This is a genomic window from Winogradskyella aurantia, assembly GCF_002266855.1.
Lineage (GTDB): Bacteria > Bacteroidota > Bacteroidia > Flavobacteriales > Flavobacteriaceae > Winogradskyella > Winogradskyella aurantia.
In genome coordinates, this window is the sequence record NZ_NGJN01000005.1 from 122,811 (window position 1) to 144,654 (window position 21,844).

General features: G+C 39.9%; 17 protein-coding genes. 5 read left to right on the plus strand and 12 right to left on the minus strand.

The genetic code is table 11. The annotated features are described in order from the left end of the window. The first annotated feature begins 58 nt into the window (after positions 1-58). Both hemN and CA834_RS10275 read left to right on the plus strand, forming a co-directional pair. On the plus strand, positions 59-1,423 hold the full coding sequence (gene hemN, locus CA834_RS10270; protein WP_094968614.1) for an oxygen-independent coproporphyrinogen III oxidase: 1,365 nt from the start codon (positions 59-61) through the stop codon (positions 1,421-1,423). A gap of 11 nt (positions 1,424-1,434) precedes the next feature. Then, positions 1,435-2,268, plus strand: a complete 834-nt coding sequence (locus CA834_RS10275) for a universal stress protein (protein WP_094968615.1) — start codon at positions 1,435-1,437, stop codon at positions 2,266-2,268. A gap of 257 nt (positions 2,269-2,525) precedes the next feature. On the opposite strand, the gene CA834_RS10280 is transcribed toward CA834_RS10275, so the two are convergent. From CA834_RS10280 to CA834_RS10315, 8 genes are all read right to left on the minus strand, one after another. Continuing rightward, a complete protein-coding gene (locus CA834_RS10280; protein ID WP_094968616.1) occupies positions 2,526-3,227 on the minus strand; it encodes a sulfite exporter TauE/SafE family protein in 702 nt (233 codons plus the stop codon). Between the two features lie 2 nt (positions 3,228-3,229). Continuing rightward, positions 3,230-3,676 (minus strand): FixH family protein, encoded by a 447-nt coding sequence (locus CA834_RS10285; RefSeq protein ID WP_094968617.1) that lies wholly within the window; start codon positions 3,674-3,676, stop codon positions 3,230-3,232. A 48-nt stretch (positions 3,677-3,724) separates the two neighbouring features. Continuing rightward, a complete protein-coding gene (gene ccoG, locus CA834_RS10290) occupies positions 3,725-5,149 on the minus strand; it encodes a cytochrome c oxidase accessory protein CcoG (RefSeq protein WP_094968618.1) in 1,425 nt (474 codons plus the stop codon). Between the two features lie 42 nt (positions 5,150-5,191). Further along, entirely contained in the window at positions 5,192-6,202 is a 1,011-nt protein-coding gene (locus CA834_RS10295; RefSeq protein WP_094968619.1) for a cbb3-type cytochrome c oxidase N-terminal domain-containing protein, read from the minus strand. After that, the gene (locus tag CA834_RS10300; RefSeq protein ID WP_094968620.1) at positions 6,199-6,384 is read right to left on the minus strand and encodes a CcoQ/FixQ family Cbb3-type cytochrome c oxidase assembly chaperone; all 186 of its coding nucleotides are present in this window, start codon (positions 6,382-6,384) and stop codon (positions 6,199-6,201) included. Before CA834_RS10300 ends, CA834_RS10295 begins: the two co-directional genes overlap by 4 nt. Positions 6,385-6,390: 6 nt before the next feature. After that, the gene (gene ccoN / locus CA834_RS10305) at positions 6,391-8,607 is read right to left on the minus strand and encodes a cytochrome-c oxidase, cbb3-type subunit I (protein WP_094968621.1); all 2,217 of its coding nucleotides are present in this window, start codon (positions 8,605-8,607) and stop codon (positions 6,391-6,393) included. An 11-nt stretch (positions 8,608-8,618) separates the two neighbouring features. Then, the gene (ccoS, locus tag CA834_RS10310) at positions 8,619-8,804 is read right to left on the minus strand and encodes a cbb3-type cytochrome oxidase assembly protein CcoS (protein ID WP_094968622.1); all 186 of its coding nucleotides are present in this window, start codon (positions 8,802-8,804) and stop codon (positions 8,619-8,621) included. Between the two features lie 73 nt (positions 8,805-8,877). Next, complete coding sequence (locus CA834_RS10315) at positions 8,878-11,253, minus strand: heavy metal translocating P-type ATPase (RefSeq protein ID WP_094968623.1); 2,376 nt, start codon at positions 11,251-11,253, stop codon at positions 8,878-8,880. Positions 11,254-11,361: 108 nt separating this feature from the next. On the opposite strand from CA834_RS10315, the gene CA834_RS10320 reads away from it, so the two are divergent. After that, a complete protein-coding gene (locus tag CA834_RS10320) occupies positions 11,362-12,039 on the plus strand; it encodes a Crp/Fnr family transcriptional regulator (protein ID WP_094968779.1) in 678 nt (225 codons plus the stop codon). 49 nt (positions 12,040-12,088) lie between these two features. On the opposite strand, the gene CA834_RS10325 is transcribed toward CA834_RS10320, so the two are convergent. Further along, positions 12,089-15,310, minus strand: a complete 3,222-nt coding sequence (locus tag CA834_RS10325; protein ID WP_094968624.1) for a VPS10 domain-containing protein — start codon at positions 15,308-15,310, stop codon at positions 12,089-12,091. A 112-nt stretch (positions 15,311-15,422) separates the two neighbouring features. Between CA834_RS10325 and CA834_RS10330 the strand changes: the two genes are divergently transcribed. Beyond that, entirely contained in the window at positions 15,423-16,577 is a 1,155-nt protein-coding gene (locus CA834_RS10330; RefSeq protein ID WP_094968625.1) for a vWA domain-containing protein, read from the plus strand. An 85-nt stretch (positions 16,578-16,662) separates the two neighbouring features. Next, a complete protein-coding gene (locus CA834_RS10335) occupies positions 16,663-18,126 on the plus strand; it encodes a MoxR family ATPase (RefSeq protein WP_094968626.1) in 1,464 nt (487 codons plus the stop codon). Between the two features lie 5 nt (positions 18,127-18,131). Here the strand turns inward: CA834_RS10335 and CA834_RS10340 are convergent, their stop codons facing one another. The 3 genes from CA834_RS10340 to CA834_RS10350 all read right to left on the minus strand — a co-directional run bounded on the left by CA834_RS10340 (position 18,132) and on the right by CA834_RS10350 (position 21,836). Next, positions 18,132-18,701 carry a YdeI/OmpD-associated family protein gene (locus CA834_RS10340; protein WP_094968627.1) on the minus strand — a complete coding sequence of 190 codons (570 nt, stop codon included), beginning with the start codon at positions 18,699-18,701 and terminating at the stop codon, positions 18,132-18,134. A gap of 108 nt (positions 18,702-18,809) precedes the next feature. After that, complete coding sequence (locus CA834_RS10345) at positions 18,810-20,444, minus strand: M1 family metallopeptidase (RefSeq protein ID WP_094968628.1); 1,635 nt, start codon at positions 20,442-20,444, stop codon at positions 18,810-18,812. A gap of 45 nt (positions 20,445-20,489) precedes the next feature. Next, positions 20,490-21,836: a M28 family peptidase gene (locus tag CA834_RS10350; protein WP_094968780.1), complete on the minus strand. Its 1,347-nt coding sequence runs from the start codon at positions 21,834-21,836 to the stop codon at positions 20,490-20,492. Positions 21,837-21,844 lie beyond the last annotated feature (8 nt).

Sequence of the window (21,844 nt, forward strand, 5' to 3'; positions counted from 1 at the left end):
ACAAAAATCATGTTTTTTACCGACGCTTGCATTTAATTTTGAATATCATTTAAAAAGTATGTGCCAGAACTTAATCGATAAATACAATGTGGCCGGGCCGCGTTACACCAGTTATCCAACAGTGCCTTACTGGAATATGGATAATTTTTCCGTGATGGATTGGAAAACATCCTTACGGCAATCTTTTGACGAAAGCAATGCGACGCAGGGTTTAAGCCTTTACGTGCATTTACCGTTTTGCGAAAGTCTTTGTACGTTTTGTGGTTGCCACAAACGCATTACCAAACGCCACGAGGTAGAATTACCTTATATCACTGCCCTTCTAAAGGAATGGGATTTGTACAGATCCGTACTAGGTGCCAGACCGCGCATCAAGGAGCTGCACTTAGGTGGCGGTACGCCGACCTTTTTCTCACCGGAACACTTAACTTTATTGCTTACCGAGTTGATAAAAGTAGCAGACCTTGATTCCGATTGTGAGTTTAGTTTTGAAGGTCATCCTAACAACACTACAGAACACCATTTGCAAACCTTGTACGATTTTGGGTTTAGACGTGTTAGCTTTGGGGTTCAGGATTATAACCCAAGCATCCAGAAAGCCATTAATAGGGTTCAGCCTTTTGAGCACGTAAAACAGGCTACGGAAATGGCAAGGGCCATTGGCTATACCTCTGTGGGGCATGATATTATTTTTGGGTTGCCGTTTCAGACCGAAGCGGATGTGATACACACCATTAAGCAAACCGAGGCTTTAATGCCAGATCGAATAGCCTTTTATAGCTACGCGCATGTGCCCTGGATGAAGGGGAACGGTCAGCGCGGATTTAAGGATTCCGATTTGCCTACCGGCACTTCTAAGCGTCAGCAATACGAAACCGGAAAGCGTTTGTTGGAGAAAGCGGGTTATGTAGAAATTGGTATGGACCATTTTGCCTTAACCACCGACAGTTTGTACAAGGCCTTACAAAACGAAAGCCTACACCGTAATTTTATGGGTTATACAGCTTCTAAAACACAGGCCATGATCGGTCTTGGTGTATCTGCCATAAGCGATAGTTGGTATGGTTTTGCCCAAAATGTAAAATCTATTGAAGAATATTACCACCTCGTCAATGAAGGAATCATACCGGTGTATAGAGGTCACATCCTTAATACGGAAGATCTCATTATAAGACAGCACATCCTCAATTTAATGTGTCATTTTAAAACCGCATGGTTACAGCCTGAAATGACTTTTGATGAACTGCCCGAGGTGCTTTCAAAACTTAAAACGTTTGAGGATGACGGCCTTCTTGAGTTTGAACGCAAACAAGTGAACGTAACAGAAAAGGGGAGACCCTTTATACGAAATATATGTATGGCTTTTGATTTACTGTTACAGCGTAAACAGCCAGACACCAAATTATTTTCAATGACCATTTAAAAAATAGACCTATGAAACGAATAATAGTGCCCATAGACTTTTCTGAACACTCAGAATACGCATTAGAGGCGGCAGCCAACCTCGCACAGAAATACGGTTCAGAGCTTATCGTGCTACATATGCTAGAATTATCTAATGCCATTTTAACATCAAATGGAGAATCCATTAATGAGGAAGCCGTATTTTATCTAAAACTGGCGGAGCAAAAGTTTGACGCCTTTTTAGACAAGCCCTATCTCGAAGGGATTAAGATTACACCTATAGTAAAGCACTTTAAGGTATTTAGTGAGGTAAATGATGTGGCTAACGAGTTAAACGCTAATCTTATCGTTATGGGCTCGCACGGCGTTAGCGGAGTTAAGGAAGTTCTTGTGGGCTCTAATACCGAGAAGGTGGTGCGCCATTCAGATATTCCTGTGTTGGTAATTAAACACAATCCTATTTTGCTCGATTTTGAAAATGCAGTCTTCGCTAGTGATTTTTCCGATGAAGCCATTACTCCTTATATCAATGCAAAGGTCACCTTTAAAAAGCTCGGTGCTCAAATGCACCTGGTCTATGTAAACTCACCAGATGGTAACTTTAGAAGTTCAGCGGAGATTGATAAGAAAGTATCGCTGTTCTTGAAGAAAGCGGATGGCGACCTAGATAATCTCTCTAATGTCCATATCGTTTCAGACTACTCCATAGAAAAGGGTATCTTGAATTTTGCGAATATGATTGGAGCTGATCTTATCGCTGTGGCTACGCATGGCAGAAAGGGCTTGGCCCATTTCTTTGAAGGAAGTATATCCGAAGATATCGCTAACCATAGCACCTTACCTGTAATGACGTTTAAGATTTAGTTCTTTAAAGTCTTTCGGTACGTGTACATGTTGGTTGGTAGGTTTAATAGCAGTAAAAACGCCAAAGTTGATAGGGCTTTGGCGTTATTGTTATTAGAATCTGTAATCTAGCCTAAGATGTAGGTTGGCACCAATGTCACTGTCATTGGCAAAAAACACGTCATCTTCTATAAAATAATCGATATAACCAATATCAAATCACATAGATATGGGCACTGGGGTTTGAAACGAACGTGTGAGTAAGAAAGCTATAAAAATTAATGGCAGTCTATAGCACTTGATGCCATTTCAACAACAGGAGCCGGGGAGATATAAGGAATACCAAGACCTAGGCCCCTTAAAATAAAAAGTGCTCCAATAAGAACTACAACAATGGGAATGGCTTTTTGAATACGCTGTTTAACGGTAGTGTTTAGAAATTTTCCTAGATAAATGGCTGTGGTCATTAACGGAATGGTACCCAAGCCAAATAACACCATGTACAAACTACCTTCTAAGAGACTACCCGTAGCTACTGCGCCAAAGACTGCCATATAAACCAGACCACAAGGTAAAAAGCCATTGAGAAAGCCAATAGTGATAAAGGTATCGGCTGTTTTCTTTTTTAGGGCTTGCCCTAAATTGGATTTCACTTTAGCAATAATCGTTTGCAATGGTCTAGACAGGTTGTATTTTCCAACCGTTTTATAGGGTAACAGCACTAGAATAATCATTAGAACTCCTATGGCAATGGATAACTGTTGTTGCAATCCAAAAATATAAAGGCTTTTGCCAACGAGACCAAATATCAATCCAATAAGGCTATAGGCGAGCAGTCTGCCGACATGATATACGCCGATTTGGCTTACTTTTTTAAAGGAATTAGAACGGTCAACCGGCAGCATAAAGGCAATAGGGCCGCACATGCCAACACAGTGCAAACTTCCTAATAATCCAAGTATAAGTGCCGATACTAACATAGTTAATACGTGATGGCTTGTTTAAATAAATAGGAATTATTTTTGTAGCTCCAATCTATGGTTATGTTCCAACGACCATCCAACAAACGTTTGTCAGGTATGAGCAAATTGTGGTTAGATAAAGAAATAGGAATTTCAAAATCTAATTGTTTGTTAGATGGTCTATATAGGAACACTTTGCCTTCTATAAGTTTATAATCTAATTCTGGAGGGAAGGTTAAGAGAACACCCGCTTCCGTTGTTTCCCATCTGATGTTTGTTTTTAAGGTATGGGCGTTGGTTTCCTTGTCAATATCCTTCTGAAACTCTAGTTCTTGTTGGTAATAGTCTTCAACGACTAGGTCGTGCTCGTACTTTGAGTCTGTACTCATACTGATAACAAAGTACATGATAAAGGAAATGAATCCTATAAATGCAATAACGATTGCGGTTCCCCAATTTATTTTCATATCTGTTTATCCTGTGTTACAGGACCCTCCATTGTTTTTTGTTTAACCTTAATTAAAGCGTCTAGGCCCTAAGAACGTTACCGAAGTCGTTTCAATAAGTTCGTCCTTGCTGTACACTTCAATCATTAATTCATGCTTATCTCCAGGTAAATCAGCCTGGTTTAATTCTATAAATAAGGTACCTTCGGCAAGGCCTTGGGCATCTACCGTAAAGCTGTCTGAAGTCGAGACGAGCTCAATGGTGCCTTCTGTACCTCTGAGCTTAAAACTAACATCCTCTATATTTTTAGACGTTTTATTGACTAATTTATAGGTGTATACATTACTTATAATATTGTTATCTTTCTTTTCGTACAGTTGGCCTGGTAACCGTAAAATCCTAGCTTCCACATCGTTTCGCAATGCCAACATCCCAGCAAGTACGCCGATTAATATCACAAGTACGGCGATATAGCCCTTCATTCGGGCTGTAAGCTTAAATGGTGCTTTTTTCTCAATATTTTCTTCGCTCGCGTAACGGATGAGTCCTTTGGGCAGATTGATTTTTTCCATGATTGTGTCGCACTCGTCAATACAGGCAGTACAGTTAACGCACTCCAATTGGGTACCGTTTCTGATATCAATACCTGTTGGACATACATGCACGCATTGGAAGCAATCAATACAATCACCATAGCCCAGGGCTTCACGGTCTTCACCCTTTCTAAATTTCTTTCTGCCATTTTCGGCTTCACCGCGTTTATGGTCGTAGGCCACGATTATGGACTTATTGTCTAATAGTACCCCTTGTAAGCGGCCGTAAGGACAAGCAATAATACATACCTGCTCCCTAAACCACGCAAAGACAAAATAGAATACGCCTGTAAATATTAACAGCGGAATCAAAGTACCCATATGCGAGGTAGGACCATCTGTAATATATTTTAGCAACTTATCGCCACCTATTAAATAGGCCAGAAAGACATTGGCAATAAGAAATGAAATTATCAGGAATATAAACCACTTCAGCAGTCGTTTCCTAATTTTTTCAGCATCCCATTTTTGCCGTGCCAAACGCATTTGTTTATTTCGGTCACCATCTATCCAAAACTCTATGCGCCTAAAAACCATTTCCATAAAAATAGTTTGTGGACAAATCCACCCACAGAAGATGCGGCCAAAACCAACGGTGAAGAGTGTAATGAACACCACACCAATAATCATGGAGATAACGAACAGATGAAAGTCTTGTGGCCAAAATGGAAATCCAAATATGTTAAATCGTCGCTCTAGGACATTGAACATTAGGAATTGATTACCATTAACCTTAATAAATGGTGCAGCAAATAGAAAGGCCAATAAGATATAGCTTACTATTTTTCGCTTCTCATAAAAAGGTCCTGAAGGTATTTTAGGAAATATCCAATTGCGCTTACCTTCTTCACTAATGGTAGCAATGGAATCTCTAAAAACTTCATTTTCTGGCGTTTCCATAGGAGTTCAGAACAATCTGATTTTAATGTTTAACTTTCTCTTTTACTTGTTCGATGCTACAGTTGTGGTCTCCATTGCTTCTGAAGCACCTTCTTCTGTGTCAGTATCCTCAATCTTATCTTCAGTATCTATTTTGATGTCTACATCATGGACTTCCTCTCCGGTTTCGGTATCCTTGAGCGATGCGTCCACCCAGATTTCGCCTTCAGGAGCTTTGGGATTTGCAGGTGTTGTTCCTTGGAACTGCAAAATATAACTTCCCACTTGAGCCATTTCCAATGGTGATAAATCAGATTTCCAGGACACCATACCTTTGCCAGCTCTACCGCCTTCAGCTATTGTTTTAAAGACATTCTTAATGCCTCCGCCTAAAATCCAGTATTCATCTGTAAGATTAGGTCCGATACCTCCACCACCGTCTGCCATATGACAGGCCACACAGTTGGTTTCAAAAATTTTCTTTCCTGCACTCAAATCTGAGGCATCCGCTAATACTTCAACCGTATTAGCATCCACCAGATTTTTAGCAGTTTTCTTGTATTCTTCAATAGCGCGTTGTGCTTCGGCATATTCCACTTCATATTCCACAAATTGATCATCTGCTCCTAGAATATGGAAACGGATCATATATACCACACCAAAAATGATGGTGATATAGAAGCCATAGAGCCACCATGGTGGTAAATTATTGTCAAGCTCCTTTATGCCATCATAATTATGGTCCAGGATAATTTCGCCCTCCTCTTCAATGGGCTTACTACCAAGTAACTTTTTATAGAGGGCCTTAATTTTATCGAGTATGGGGAATTCAGTCTTTCTAGCCAAGTAGCGTTCTTTAGCTTCCTCGTCCAGACTTTGAAATAGAATGTTATCAATAGAGCCTACAATACCTTCAATTGCTAGCAGTATAACAAGGACCAACACTAAGAATAACAATACCACGGGTTGCATAAATGCAGGTTGTTCCCCTGAATCTATAAAGTATTCCACTAAGCCGACTATGGTAAAAAATACCAAGGGCACTCTAATGTATGATGGGATTAGTTTTCTCATGATAAGCTGTCGTTTTGGTTTTCTAATGGTATGTTACTCACTTTAGTGATGTAGTCTTTCTTTGCTGTAATTACCCAATAAAACAGGATTACAAAGAAGACAAAGAAAATAACTAGGGATATCAAGGGATAGATTTCTATCCCGGTGATACTTTCCATATGATGTTTTACAAATTTTAGCATAGCAAATTAGTTTTGAACGGTTTGATTTTCTGTATCCTTAACTTTTATATCGGTACCTAAACGCTGTAGGTAAGCAATAATCGCTACTATTTCGCGATTGCGCATTTCTACAAAGTTCTCGCCGCCAGCTGCTTTATCTGCTTCATACGACGCTACAAAATCAGGATCGTTGTAAAGGTTCTTCTCAATTTGGGTGCCCTGTGCTAACATGGAGGCTTGAGCATTAGCAATATCCTCTTCAGTATAAGGAACACCTAAGGAAACCATGGCTTCCATTTTCTTTTCTGTCATGGATTTGTTTAATTTGGCCCCTTCGCCAACTATCAACCATTTGTACGATGGCATAATGGAACCACTCGATGTGGTCTGCGGGTCATAAAAATGGTTAAAGTGCCAGTTATCGGAGTACTTACCACCAATGCGGTGCAAGTCTGGTCCTGTGCGTTTACTGCCCCACAGGAAGGGATGGTCATAAACGTATTCACCGGCTTTAGAATATTGTTTATCATTGGTCCAGTCGAAACGCTCTACTTCACTTCTAAAGGGTCTTATCATTTGCGAGTGGCAGCCTACACAACCTTCTCTTATATAAATATCACGTCCTTCCAACTCTAATGCGGTGTAAGGTTTTACACTGCTAATGGTTGGGATATTAGACTCAACCACTAAGGTTGGAATAATCTGTACGATACCACCAATTAAAATTGCTACGGTGGCGTAAATAGTCAAAAGTACAGGCTTACGCTCTAACCACGTGTGCCAGCCTTCTCCAGCAACCCTACCTTTTGCTACGCGCTTAAGTGCAGGGGCTTCGGCCAATTCATCGGTAACCTTAGAATCAGATTTTACAATAGTCATAACCACGTTGTACACAAGTATAAGCATACCAGTGATATACAAGGTGCCACCAATAGCACGCATCCAATACATCGGCATTATTTCTGTAACTGTTTCTAGGAAGTTACCGTAAACAAGTGTACCGTCCGGGTTAAATTGTTTCCACATACTAGCTTGTGTAAATCCTGCCACATACATAGGTAAAGCGTAAAGGATAATACCAAGTGTACCTACCCAGAAGTGCAGATTGGCTAGTCCAATTGAGTGCATACGGGTTTTAAATAACCTAGGGATTAACCAATAGATCATACCAAAGGCCAAGAAACCGTTCCAAGCTAAGGCGCCAACGTGCACGTGTGCAATGATCCAATCTGTAAAGTGGGCTATGGCATTTACGTTTTTAAGGGATAACATTGGTCCTTCAAATGTGGCCATACCATAACCTGTAATGGCAACCACCATAAACTTAAGCACAGGATCTGTACGGACTTTGTCCCATGCGCCTCGAAGTGTTAATAGACCGTTTATCATACCACCCCAAGATGGAGCAATAAGCATTACAGAGAAGGCTACACCTAAGTGTTGTGCCCATTCTGGTAAAGCGGTGTATAACAGGTGATGGGGTCCGGCCCAGATATATATAAATATCAAAGACCAAAAGTGAACTATGGATAGGCGGTAGGAATACACAGGTCTATTTGCCGCCTTAGGAACGAAGTAGTACATCAATCCTAAAAATGGTGTGGTTAGGAAGAATGCCACGGCATTGTGCCCATACCACCACTGTACCAAGGCATCTTGAACACCTGCGTAAACCGAATAACTCTTCAGTCCACTTACCGGTAATTCCAAACTATTGAAAATATGCAAGACCGCAACGGTAACAAACGTAGCGATGTAGAACCAAATGGCCACGTATAAATGACGCTGACGGCGCTTTAGTATGGTGCCTATAAGATTGACGCCAAAGGCTACCCACACAAGGGCGATGGCAATGTCAAAAGGCCACTCGAGTTCAGCGTATTCCTTAGAGGTTGTAAATCCTAACGGTAGTGTAATAGCTGCACCTACAATGATGAGCTGCCACCCCCAGAAATTAAAATTACTTAATAAGTCACTGAACATCCTTGCTTTTAGTAGACGCTGCGAGGAGTAGTAGACTCCGGCGAAAATAGCGTTACCCACAAAAGCGAAAATAACCGCATTGGTGTGAAGTGGTCTCAATCGACCAAAACTCAACCACGAGATACCATCGGTAACGTTAGGGAATAGAAACATAAAAGCTAGTAGTAGACCTACTAGCATGCCAACAACTCCCCACAATATGGTCGCGTAGATGAATTTTTTAACGATTTTGTTATCGTAATAAAACTGTTGCATTTCCATAGTTAATGTAATTAGTCTGTTTTTGATTTAGTTGATTGTTTAGTTTGTTTTTTGACGAGTTCATCTTCAAAAAGCATTCGGACAGAAGGTGTGTAGCTATCGTCATATTGACCAGATTTTACAGCTAATAAAAAGACAATAAAAAAAGCCACGCCAACAATGACGCTAACAGTTAACAAAATATATATAACGCTCATACCTACTGAAGTTATGGTTCAAAAATAATATGGTCTTTGTATGAAAAACATGACATTTATCATATCGGATAATTTATTTTAATCTTCGTCCTAAAAAATTAGTACATAGGGTTGTAAAAACTACGATGCTTATAGAACTCAAAGGCATTAATATGGCAGCTACTACAGGTGCTAATTGTCCTGTAACTGCAAAATATAATCCTACAATATTGTATAGGAACGATAGGACAAAACTCCATTTTATAATTTTAATTGCTGATTTTGAAGCTTTTATATAGTTAAACAAGTGTTTAAATTTTGAAGCATCCAAAATAGCATCACAAGCGGGTGAAAACACGTTAACATCTTCTGAAATGGCTATACCCACATTGCTTTGTGCCAAGGCTCCGGCATCATTGAGGCCATCACCGATCATCAGCACTTTAGCGCCTTCGGATTGATGATATTTGATATACTCTAACTTGTCTTCAGGCTTTTGATTGAAAATGAGCTTAGTCTTAGCAGGTAAGAGTTTTTTCAAATTTTCCCGTTCACCTTCATTATCTCCTGATAAAATCACCAAATCAAAATGCGGCTTTAATGCATTGAACAATTTGGCGACGCCCTTTCTGTAACTATTGTAAAAGGTGTATTTACCCTTGTAATTAGAGTTGCTGCTAATGTGCACTGTTGTATTAAGGGCAGATTGCTCCATTGGACTGCCAACAAAATGGGCTGAGCCAATCTTTAGATTAACAGCCTGATGCTGCGCTTCGATACCTTTACCGATATGTTCATTGAAATGGTCTAGCGTAACAATATCATGTGTTTCTAGAATATCGTAAAGGGTCCGACTTAAGGGGTGATTAGACCCTCTAAGTGAATTTTTTAATACCAAGGCCTCATCTTGGGTTAGACCTTCACCATCATAAATGGCATGGCTTGACTTGTTAGAGGTTATGGTACCGGTCTTATCAAAAATAATCGTATCAATTTCTGCAAGCTGTTCTAAAACACCAGCATTTTTCACATAGAACTTAAGTTTTCCGAAAATACGAAGTAGATTGCCAAAGGTAAAGGGTGCAGATAGGGCAATGGCACAAGGACAAGCTATAATTAGTACTGCGGTAAAAACATTCATTGCCTTACTGGCATCTATAACTAGCCAAAATGTAGTGGCTATGAGTGCAATGCTTAAAATGGTAATCGTAAAGTGTTTGCTGATGGTATTAGTAATAGTGGTAAACTCGTCTTCCTTGTTTTTATTAAAGACATCGTTGCTCCATAATTGGGTGAGATAACTTTGTTCTACGGATTTTAAAGCTTCAAGCTCAATAACACCACTGGTTTGCTTACCTCCTGCAAAAAGTTTATCACCAGAGACCTTAGACACAGGTTGGGATTCTCCTGTCACAAAACTGTAGTCAATTTTTCCCCGACCGTTAATGAGAATACCGTCCACAGGAATGAGTTCTTCGTTTCTGATGAGCAGACGGTCTCCTTTTTTAATATCGTAAACTTGGATGCTGTCTTCATGGCCATCTTTATCAATCTTGGTAATGGCGATAGGGAAGTAGGATTTGTAGTCCCTTTCGAAGGACAAAAAATCATATGTTTTTTGTTGAAAGTACTTCCCGACTAAAAGAAAGAACACCAAGCCGGCCAAACTATCGAAAAAGCCTGAGCCTAAATCAAAGATTATCTCTATGGTACTTCGAAGAAATAAAACCGTTATCCCTAAGGCAATGGGCACATCTATATTGAGTAGCTTTGACCTTAGACCTTTGTAGGCCGATATAAAATAGTCTTGGGCCGAATAGAAAACAACGGGAAGCGATAAGGCGAACATCAGCCAGCGAAACAAGTGCTTGTACTGTTCCAACCAATATTCATTGACCTCAAAATATTCAGGAAAGGAGAGGAACATAATGTTTCCAAATCCAAATCCTGCTACACCCAATTTGTAAATGAGGGTTCTATTAATATGCTTTTTGCCCGATTGGAAATCTTCCAAACTGATGTAAGGCTCGTAGCCAATACTGCATAAGAGGAGAACCACATCCTTTAAATTGGTCTTTTCTGAATTATAGCTAATACGCACGGTCTTCTTACCAAAATTCACTTGTGAATCACTGATATCCGTGTTCAGTTTGTTGAGGTTTTCTAAAATCCAGATGCACGAACTACAATGGATATGAGGAATGTATAAGGTGACGATTTCTAAAGTATCACTTCTAAACTCCGTCAGTTTTTCTATGATATTATCCTGTGCTAGAAAATCGTATTTGCCTGCAACTTCTTTAGGAATGGTGCCAGGGGAATGCTGTAAATCATAGTAACAGGTTAACTCGTTTTCGCTAAAGATCTCAAAGACGGTCTTACAGCCATTACAGCAGAACGATTTGTCATTTACGATGATTGGATGGATTCCACAATCATCACCACAATGAAAACAAGACTTGTTCTCCATTACACAATTTACTCTTTTATACCTGATTGCAAATATTTGCTTTTGTGCACTAATAAAATATGATTTTTGTCAGGTTTTTTTTATATTTCCACTACTAAATCAATAGGTATGAGTAAATGTGAATCTTGTATTGTTAGGGAATTTAATGCATTAAAATCCTTAACAAGAGAAGAGCTTATGCGGGTCTCCGCATGTAAAACGGCAAAAATCTTCCGAAAAGGTCATGTCATTTTTGAAGAAGGAGAAACCCTTAATGGTGTTTATTGCGTGAAATCTGGGGTTTGTAAACTCACAAAAATGAGTGAAAACGGTAAAGATCAAGTGGTGAAGCTTGTGGTTAAAGGAGGGTTACTTGGTAAGCGCTCCTTGGTGACTGAACAAAAAACCAATCTCAGTGCAGTGGCCTTAAATGATATGGAAATGTGCTTCGTCCCTAAAAGCGAAATTATGGATGATTTGAATAAAAATCCTAAGTTTACGATGGACGTTTTAAAAACTATGGCTGAGGATTTAAAGGATTCTGATGAATCTTTGGTGAACATGGCACAAAAATCCGTAAAGCGCCGTATGGCTGAAATACTCATGTATATTCATGATAATTTTGGCACCGATGATGATGGTTACTTAAGCATTGTACTGTCGCGTGAGGATTATGCAAGTATTGTGGGCACGGCCACAGAGTCAGCTATTCGGATTTTATCCCAATTTAAGAAAGAGGATATCATTTCTACCTCAGGAAAAAGAATTAAAATAGAAGATTATCACAGTTTAAAGTGGATGGAATAAAAAAATGCCCTATTTTCCTAGGGCATTTTTTAATAAGTCCTCTATAACTTTAATCAATACCAAACGTTTTTATCGCTTTAAACGGATCGACTTGAAGGGTTTTCATTTTATCTTGGTAAGTCTTCCAGCCTGAATTGAAAAAAGCATTTGTCTCACTTAACAAAGGCTTCATGGCATCTTTAGCTTGTTGTATCAAGGTTGTTTCGGTTGCCGTTAGGCCATTTTGACTATTGGAAATATAACTACGAGCCGTGCCTAAGCGTTGCAAAGGTGTCACTTCTTGATTTCTGGTAATGCCTTGGCGTTTATCTATTTTACCCAAATATTTGTCTATAAGGGTATCGATGGATTTTACAATACTGTCGGAAGCCTCAATTTGAGTCTTAAATTTCTCCTTATCTAATTTTTTAAGGTCTTTCTTGTACTTTTCGGCAATAGTCTTGCTTTCTACCAATTGTTTTACGGCATCAGCTGCGGTTTGCTGTATTTTTTCTAATTCCTTTGAGGCCGCATAGACTTCATCAATGTTCTTTTGAGACACGTTTAATCTAGGATCTGATGCCACAGTGATTTTGGTTTCAGATAGTTGATCTCCATAATGCAAAACAGCTTTGTAAGTACCAGGTTTTACACTGACACCACCAGATTCACGGTTTCTTTTTCGTATCGTACGCGAAGGTCTATCCGCACCAGCCTCATCCATATACCAGGTCCAATTGTGAATACCGTTTTCTTTAGGAGCCTTAGAGGTTAAGGTGCGTATTAAACGCTCACCATCATAAAGTTTTAAGGTCAGGGAATCCCAGCTAACTTTAGAGTCGTCTTTTTCGGTTTCTTCCTCGTCTTCATCTATGTCTCCATCCTCTGAGTCCTTTTCATCATCATCAGATTTTGGCATTTCTTTTTTGTTGAATAGATACGAGAATCTTGCTCCGCCACTGCGATTTTCACCTTGGAACAACGCATCAGCGCCAAATCGGCTTCCAGTTGGTTGCTGGTAGGCTGCTTGATAGGCTGTGGGTGGATCAAATAGTTTAATATTAGAAGTCATTACGGCTTTATTTCGAGCCATTTCACGCAAGGGTCTAATATCATCCAATACCCAAGCCGCACGACCAAATGTACCAATCACCAAATCGTGTTCTCTGGGATGAATAACTAGGTCCTTAACCGAAGTTGTGGGGAAACCTTCTGTCCATTTCGTCCATTTTTCACCTGCATCTAAGGATACATACAAACCGTCATCCGTACCCAAGAACATGAGGTTGGGTTCTTCTATATCTTCAACTATAGCCAAGGTGTAGCTCTGAACATCTGTCTCGTCCACAATGCGTTCCCACGTTTTACCATAGTTTTTAGTGCGATAGGCATAAGGGATGTAGTTGAAGCGTCTATAATCATTAGCGATTAAAAGCGCTTCGCCCTTATTTTTATTGGATGCTTTTATTTGAGCAATCCAACTGCCTTCGGGTAATCCTTTGAGATTCTTTGAGACGTCTGTCCATTCCATGCCACCGTTTGTGGTATAATGCACACGACCGTCATCTGTCCCTACCCATAACATATCCTTTTCAACCGGAGAGGGTTCTATAACCAGAATGGTGGTATGATTTTCTGCACCAGTCGCATCCATGGTTAAACCGCCGCTTTCCGATTGTTTTTGTTTTTCAGGATCGTTGGTGGTTAAGTCTGGCGAAATCACGGTCCAGGTTTCGCCTTTATCTGTTGATTTATGCACAAATTGACTTCCAAAATAAACAGTGCTATTATCAAAAGGGTCTATATTAATGGCTGAATTCCAGTTAAAACGCAATTCAACCTCAGGATCAGGATGTATAGGTCTTACACTATAATTATTGCCCGTTTGCCAATCGTAGCGGCTAACGTAACCCTGTTGACTCATGGACCATCCGTAACGTGAGTCGTCCTTGTCTGGTACTACATCAAAGCCGTCACCAAAACTAATTTCCTGCCAATAGCTATTTCTAATGCCCTGCGCACGCCATACATAGGCTGGGCCTCGCCAAGAGCCATTATCTTGCATCCCACCATATACATTATATGGATATTCATTATCAACGGCAATATGATAAAACTGTGCTACTGGTAAGTTCCCAATAAAACGCCATGTTTTACCGCCATCGTGGGTTATGTTCATACCGCCATCGTTACCGTCAATCATAAAACTACCGTCCGTGGGGTGAATCCACCAGGCATGGTGATCAGGATGAACACCATTATAGGCGCCATAAGCTGGCATCAATTCATCGAAATTCTTTCCGCCATCTTCAGAAACGTTTACATAGGTAAATACAGAATAAACCCTGTTTTCGTTTTGTGGGTCCACATAAATTTCAGAATAATAAAAAGGGCGGTTGCCAATATCACTTTTATCGTTAATCAATTTCCACGTAAAGCCACCATCCTCACTTTTGTAGAGAGCATTCTTTTTTGCTTCGATAAGTGCATAAACAACGTTTGGTTTTCCTGGGGCAATCGCTACACCGATACGTCCTAAGTCACCCTTTGGTAAGCCATCTTCAGAGCTTAGCTTTTTCCAGGTTTTCCCGCCGTCATGAGTCATGTGCAAACCTGAACCTTCACCACCCGAATTAAAAAACCAGGGTTCGCGCTTGTGTTCCCATAGGGCTGCAAATAATTTGTTTGGATTGGTTGGATCCATGATTAAATCGGCTACACCGGTTTTATTATTGGCGAACAATATTTTATTCCATGTTTTGCCACCATCTGTAGTTTTAAACACCCCACGCTCGGGATGTTCGCCCCAAGGTGAGCCTATTGCTCCAACATACACCACATCTGGATTGGTCGGATCTACGATAATGCGATGAATATGTCTTGTTTTTTCCAGACCCATAGCCATCCACGATTTTCCGCCGTCCAATGACTTATAAACACCATACCCGCCGTTTAGTGAGTTTCGGGGATTGCCTTCTCCTGTGCCGACCCAAATGACGCTTGGATTAGATTGCTGAATTTCAACTGCACCGATGGAAGCGGTCAGTTCCTTATCAAAAACAGGCTCCCATTTAATGCCGCCCGAGGTGGATTTCCAAAGGCCGCCAGAAGCGGTGCCAACGTACATCACATCTGGATTTTCGGTGACCACATCAATAGCGGTAACACGACCAGACATACCGCCAGGACCGATATTTCGGATTGTCATGTTTTTGACCATGTCCATTGAAAATTCTTGTGAAGAAAGAAGTGTTATGCATAGCAGCATAACAAGGGTAAAAAATCGTTTCATTAGTTTGGATTCGTTTAGTGAAGGCTAAAATTAATGAAAAGTTGGGATTGAAATCTAAAATAGTTGTTAATGCTTTTATCCAGACTTTAAAAAGCGTTATTTTTATAGTGCTATGAATAACAATATGAAAAAATCGGGTTTTGTATTCAAAACTTATGAGGCACCCAACCAATCGCCTTTTGAGAAACTCTTCGAGATTTTTAAGGAACTTATCACCTATACCTCGGGCGACTTTGATGAAGCTATTGACTGGTTGCGACAGTTAGATAAGGAATACGAGCTTACCACACCGGAATATACCATTGACGATTTTATTGAAGATCTCAAAAACAAAGGTTATATCCGGGAAGAAATAGATCCCACTGAAGATGGTGAGGGCGAAGGAGAGGGCAAAGGCAAAGGCCGCCTTAAGATTACAGAGAAAACAGAACGGGCCATTAGACAGCAAGCCCTAGAACATATTTTTGGAAAAATAAAGCGCAGTGGTTCAGGTAATCACAAGAGCAAAGGAGTTGGTATAGGTGATGAGCATACCGGTGAATTTCGGTCCTATCAATTTGGTGACGCCATAGAAAAAGTATCTATGACCGAAAGTTTGCGCAACGCCCAAATCAATCATGGGGTTGGTGATTTCAATCTCACCGAGGACGATCTAGTGGTAGAGGAGACCTTGCATAAAAGTCAGATGAGTACTGTATTAATGATTGATATAAGTCATAGTATGATTTTGTATGGGGAGGATCGTATTACACCAGCAAAAAAAGTGGCCATGGCTTTATCTGAACTCATTATGACGCGCTATCCCAAAGATACCTTGGATGTATTGGTGTTTGGTAATGATGCCTGGCCCATCAAAATAAAGGACTTACCCTATCTTAAAGTAGGGCCTTATCACACCAATACCGTTGCTGGCTTGCAATTGGCCATGGACATGTTGCGACGAAAACGCAACACCAACAAACAGATTTTTATGATTACTGACGGCAAACCGAGCTGTCTTCGTATGCCAGATGGACAATATTATAAGAACAGTAATGGTTTAGACCCATTTATTACCAACAAATGCTACGCCATGGCACAACAAGCCAGACGACTGCATATTCCAATTACAACTTTTATGATAGCTGAAGACCCTTATCTGATGCGATTTATCAGGGAATTTACCCAAGCCAATAGAGGTAAGGCTTTTTATACAGGACTAAAAGGTCTTGGTGAAATGATTTTTGAAGATTACGAAAACAATAGAAAGAAACGAATAAAAGGATAGTTAGGGAATAAAGAAAAGAGAATAGAGAAAAGAGATTTTTGAATCCAGTTTTTCTTTAGTTTATGTCTAGCTCTAAAATGAAAATATGAAAATAGAAACAATAAAAACCCTTGGCGAATTAAAGAAGTCAGGTTATCAGTCAAGATCAATCAAAGATGAATTGAGAGACAATTTAATTCAAAACATTAAAGATAAGAAAGCTTCGTTTGAAGGGATTCATGGCTATGAGAGTACTGTAATTCCGGAACTAGAACGGGCTATTTTGTCTAGACATAACATTAACTTACTAGGCCTTCGCGGTCAGGCCAAAACACGTTTGGCACGCATGATGGTTAACTTACTCGACGAGTATATTCCTTATGTTGAAGGCTCAGAGATTAATGATGACCCCTTACAACCTATCTCGCGTTACGCCACGGAACTCATAAACGAAAAGGGAGATAAAACACCGATATCCTGGCTACATAGAGATCAGCGTTTCGCCGAAAAGCTGGCCACGCCTGATGTAACTGTAGCTGATATTATTGGAGATGTAGACCCTATAAAGGCTGCCAACCTAAAATTGAGTTATGCGGATGATCGGGTGATTCACTATGGCATGATTCCCAGGGCCAATCGCTGCATTTTTGTAATCAACGAATTACCAGATTTACAAGCGCGCATCCAAGTTGCCTTGTTCAACATTTTACAAGAAGGTGATATTCAAATAAGAGGTTTTAAGTTGAGATTGCCTTTAGACATGCAATTTGTTTTTACAGCCAATCCAGAAGATTATACCAACAGAGGTAGTATCGTAACCCCATTAAAGGATAGAATAGGATCCCAAATATTAACCCATTACCCCAACACTATAGAGACCGCTAAAACCATTACGGCACAAGAGGCTAAATTAGATAGTCGTCAAAAAGACACTATTTATATTCCGGATTTGGCCAAGGACCTGTTAGAACAAATTAGTTTTGAAGCGCGCGAGAGTGAGTTTGTAGATGTGAAAAGTGGTGTGAGCGCACGTATGAGTATTACGGCATTTGAAAATCTACTTAGCACAGCCGAGAGAAGAGCTTTACTATCTGGTGATGCTTCTACGACCATAAGGTTATCAGACTTCATAGGTGTGATACCAAGTATAACAGGCAAGGTAGAATTGGTTTACGAAGGTGAACAAGAGGGCGCAGATTTTGTGGCGCAGTCTTTATTGGATAATGCCATTAAAACCTTATTCCCAAAATATTTTCCAAAGATTGAAAAATTGCAAAAACAAGACGAAGAGACCCCTTATGACGACTTAATATCTTGGTTTTTTAACGGTGATGGATTTCAATTGTTAGATGATTTTGATAATGCCACCTACAAGGCCAAACTCGACGAAATTACACCTTTGGACGCTTTAGTTGAAGAATACCAACCGGACATTGATGACAAGGACGTTTATTTTGAAAAGGAATTTATTCTTTGGGGCTTGGTACAGCACAAAAAGCTCAGTAAATACCGCTATGCTGAAGGCTTAAAGTTTCAAGATCCCTATGGGAGCTATATCAGTGGATTATAGAATTATTAGATACCACGACTTTTAATATTTGCATCGCAGAGTTTTATAATCTCTGCGATTCTTTTTTGTTTGGTGTCTTCGCGTTTAGCACTGTTTAACCAAGACAAATAACTTTTTCTATAGCCTTTAGAGAAGTTTTGATAGTTTTCGAAAGCACGTGGATTCTTATCAAAAGCCTTTTGTAGGTTTTTGGGAATAACGCCATTTTCAACATCGTCCATGGCAGTCCAAGTCCCAGTATTCTTGGCTAGTTCAATCATCTTGTAACCTGCCTCTTGGATTAATCCTGCCGCTTCCAATTCGATAATATATTTTTTATTAAGTGCGCTCCAAGTGCTATTAGGGTTGCGTTGCGTAAAATATTGGATACGTTTTCCATTACCGAGACTTTTTACCGTGGCATCAATCCAACCGAAGCATAAGGCTACTTTTACAGCCTCTTCCCAACGCATGGTTGGTATCTGCATTTCTAGTTTATAGAACACTAAATAAACAGCTTTGTGCTTTACATGGTTTGCTAATAGCCAATCGTACCATTCGACATCACGTTGAAAATAAAGCTCTGGAAATTTCAATTGATTTTTTCTTAATAGTTACACCCCTAAAGTCCCCTCAAGGGGACAATTGTAACATTTAACTCTTTTGGATTTTCCCTTGAGGGGACTTTAGGGGTGTTTTAGTACTTATAGTTTTTTGGAATAAATATAATAATCTCTATCGACTTTAAAATCTGTGGTATTAATGGGCATTGCTTTCCATTCTGAACTGGGAAACAGCCATTGTCCCTTACCATCAATTAAAACTTCGATTGGCATGTCAAAACCTTTTACAATATCCACATATCTGTATTTCAATTGATTGTTTTCAATATTATATTCTAAAGTTGGAATTCGTGTGTCTCTTAGATATTGATTGAAAAACGCTGACAAATCTTTTTTGGCTTTGGTACTAATGTAGTTTTCAATTTGTGCCGTGGTGACCGTTTGATGATAAAATGCACTGTTAAGGCCTCTCAAAATTTCGCGCCATAGCTCATCGTCTTCAATAAGTTGTCTTAGTGTGTGCAACATATTAGCACCCTTATAATACATATCTCTAGAGCCTTCATTGTTAACATTGTATTGTCCGATGATTGGTTTATCATTTCTGATATTCGCCCGAGTACCAATTACATAGTCTGCCGAGGCTTCTTTACCATAGTAATAGTCTAAGAATAAGTTTTCCGAATAGGCTGTAAACCCTTCGTGAATCCACATATCTGCAGCATCCTTATAGGTGATGTTATTGGCAAACCATTCATGCCCTGCTTCATGGATAATTATAAAATCGAACTTCAAGCCCCAACCTGTTCCTGATAAGTCCCTTCCTAAATACCCTTTTTTATACTGATTACCATAAGTTACTGAGCTTTGGTGTTCCATACCCAAATAAGGGACCTCAACCAGTTTAAAGCTATCCTCATAAAAAGGGTAGGGGCCAAACCAGTATTCAAAGGCTTCCATCATTTTCGGTGCATCCTTAAATTGCGCTTTGGCTTTTTCTAAATTATAGGATAGTACGTAATAGTCCATGTCTAAAGGGCCATTTTCGCCCTCATAGACTTCCGAAAAATTTACATAGTCTCCAATATTTACGTTGACACCATAGTTGTTTATAGGATTGGACACAAACCAATGCGATTTTACTTTGTCACCTAAATCTTCGAGCTTACGCAAACGACCGTTTGAGACATTTGTTAAGTCTTTTGGATTGGTAACACTAATGAGCATACTGTCTACTTCGTCGTACATATGGTCTTTATTGGGCCACCAGACGGAAGCGCCTAATCCTTGGCATGATGTGGCGACAAAATCCTTTCCATTCTCGTCTTTTTTCCAAGAAAAACCGCCGTCCCAAGGGGCTCGAATCGCTTCTTTTGGGTTTCCTTGATAATATACTGTAATAGTGTTTAGGTCATCAATTGACTGTTCATCTTGAAGCTGCACGAAATGGGCATTGCCTTCATGAATTACTTTTAATTCCTTTTCATTTTGCACCACTTTCGTAATTTCCATGGGCGCCTGTAAATCTATTTGCATCACTTGATACGGCTTTAACACCTTGTAGTGCACCGTATTTTTACCAGAGATAAATTTTTCATTTGGTTTTACCTCAATATCTAAATGGTAATAGATTAAATCCCACCAAGCACGCTCGGGTGTGATACTACCTCTTAGGGTGTCTTGTCTGGTGAAGCTCTGTTTATTTGAAAGAAGACCTTGTCCGTTGCAGCTTAGACATAATACAAGGCCTAGTAATGTTATAAGGGTTTTATTCATTATTTTAAATTATGCTATGGACACAAAGTGGTCCGTTGCTAATCGTTATCTAATGATGCTATTGGGAAATACAACGACACTTTCGTGGCCATCCTCACCAACAGATGCCACACCAAAATAAAAATTATCTATGACAATGCCTTCCAAAGTAAATTCGGTGACATTTCCCACGTAACGGCTATGCTCCCAAGTCGGAGAGGTTGTGTCTCGCCAATATACCTTATAGCCTGTAGCACCATTCACTGCATTCCATTTTAGTTTGGCAGAGGCTTCCACAATACCGCCAATACCAACTTCTGATGGCGCAGGTGGTGCCGACGCTAAACTTGCCATGGTTATCGCATTAACTGCGGTTAATTTTTTGCAATAGGGAAAGTTCACATGTTCAAAAGTATCACCGTAATTAATCCCGTTTTCAGTTCTGATATCTTGATGTTGTTGTGTGTAGTTTTCATGGGCTTCCATAATTCTAAGTCCGGCAAAACCGGCATCATTGAATGGTCTGTGATGCCCACCGCGTCCAAAACGGTCTAAGCGATACACCATCATAGGGTTCATCTCTGGCATGTAGGTTCTAGTTGTTTTATAGACATATCTGGCCAATTGTCTAGAGATGCCATCAACTTCGCCACCATAAAAACGACGCGCTCGTGCTTGTCGTGCTAGGCGTTCTGCATCAGTTTCTGCCGTCGTAATAGGTTCAGAAAATATTCTAAAGGTGCGATTGTCTATGACACCATCAACTCCAGAAATATTTCCGATCATATCATTGTTTAAAACTCCAATGATGTCCCAGTCGTTATCCTGAGCATATTTTGCCATGCCTTGTCCGCCAAAAAGACCTTGTTCTTCACCAGATAAGCCTAGATATACGATGCTATTTTCAAATTTATATTTAGACAATACGCGAGCGGCTTCAATAGCACCAGCCATACCTGTGGCATTATCATTGGCGCCTGGCGAATCTGAGGTGAAGTCCGTAGGATCTGAAACCCGGGAATCTATATCACCGCTCATAATTATAAAACGATTTGGATATTTGGTACCGCGTTGAATAGCTACCACATTCACCACATTCACGTCTTTTATAATCCGCTGGTTAGTGCCTTTTTCAAAAAAATTATTTTGAAAAAATACGTCCAAACAATTATCACAATCTGCCGAGATATTATCGAATTGTTTTTTTATCCAGCGTCGTGCTGCACCAATACCTCGTGTGTCCGAAACCGTATCGCTCAAGGTATGCCTAGTACCGAAATCGGCCAGAGTTTTTACATCCGTTCTCAAGCGGTCTTCAGAGACTGCGTCAATGATATCGTAGATTTTAGAATCGGTTTGCGCTGTGCCATAGAAGGTGGATATAAAAAGAAGTGGGATAAAAATAAATTTCATGAGTTTAA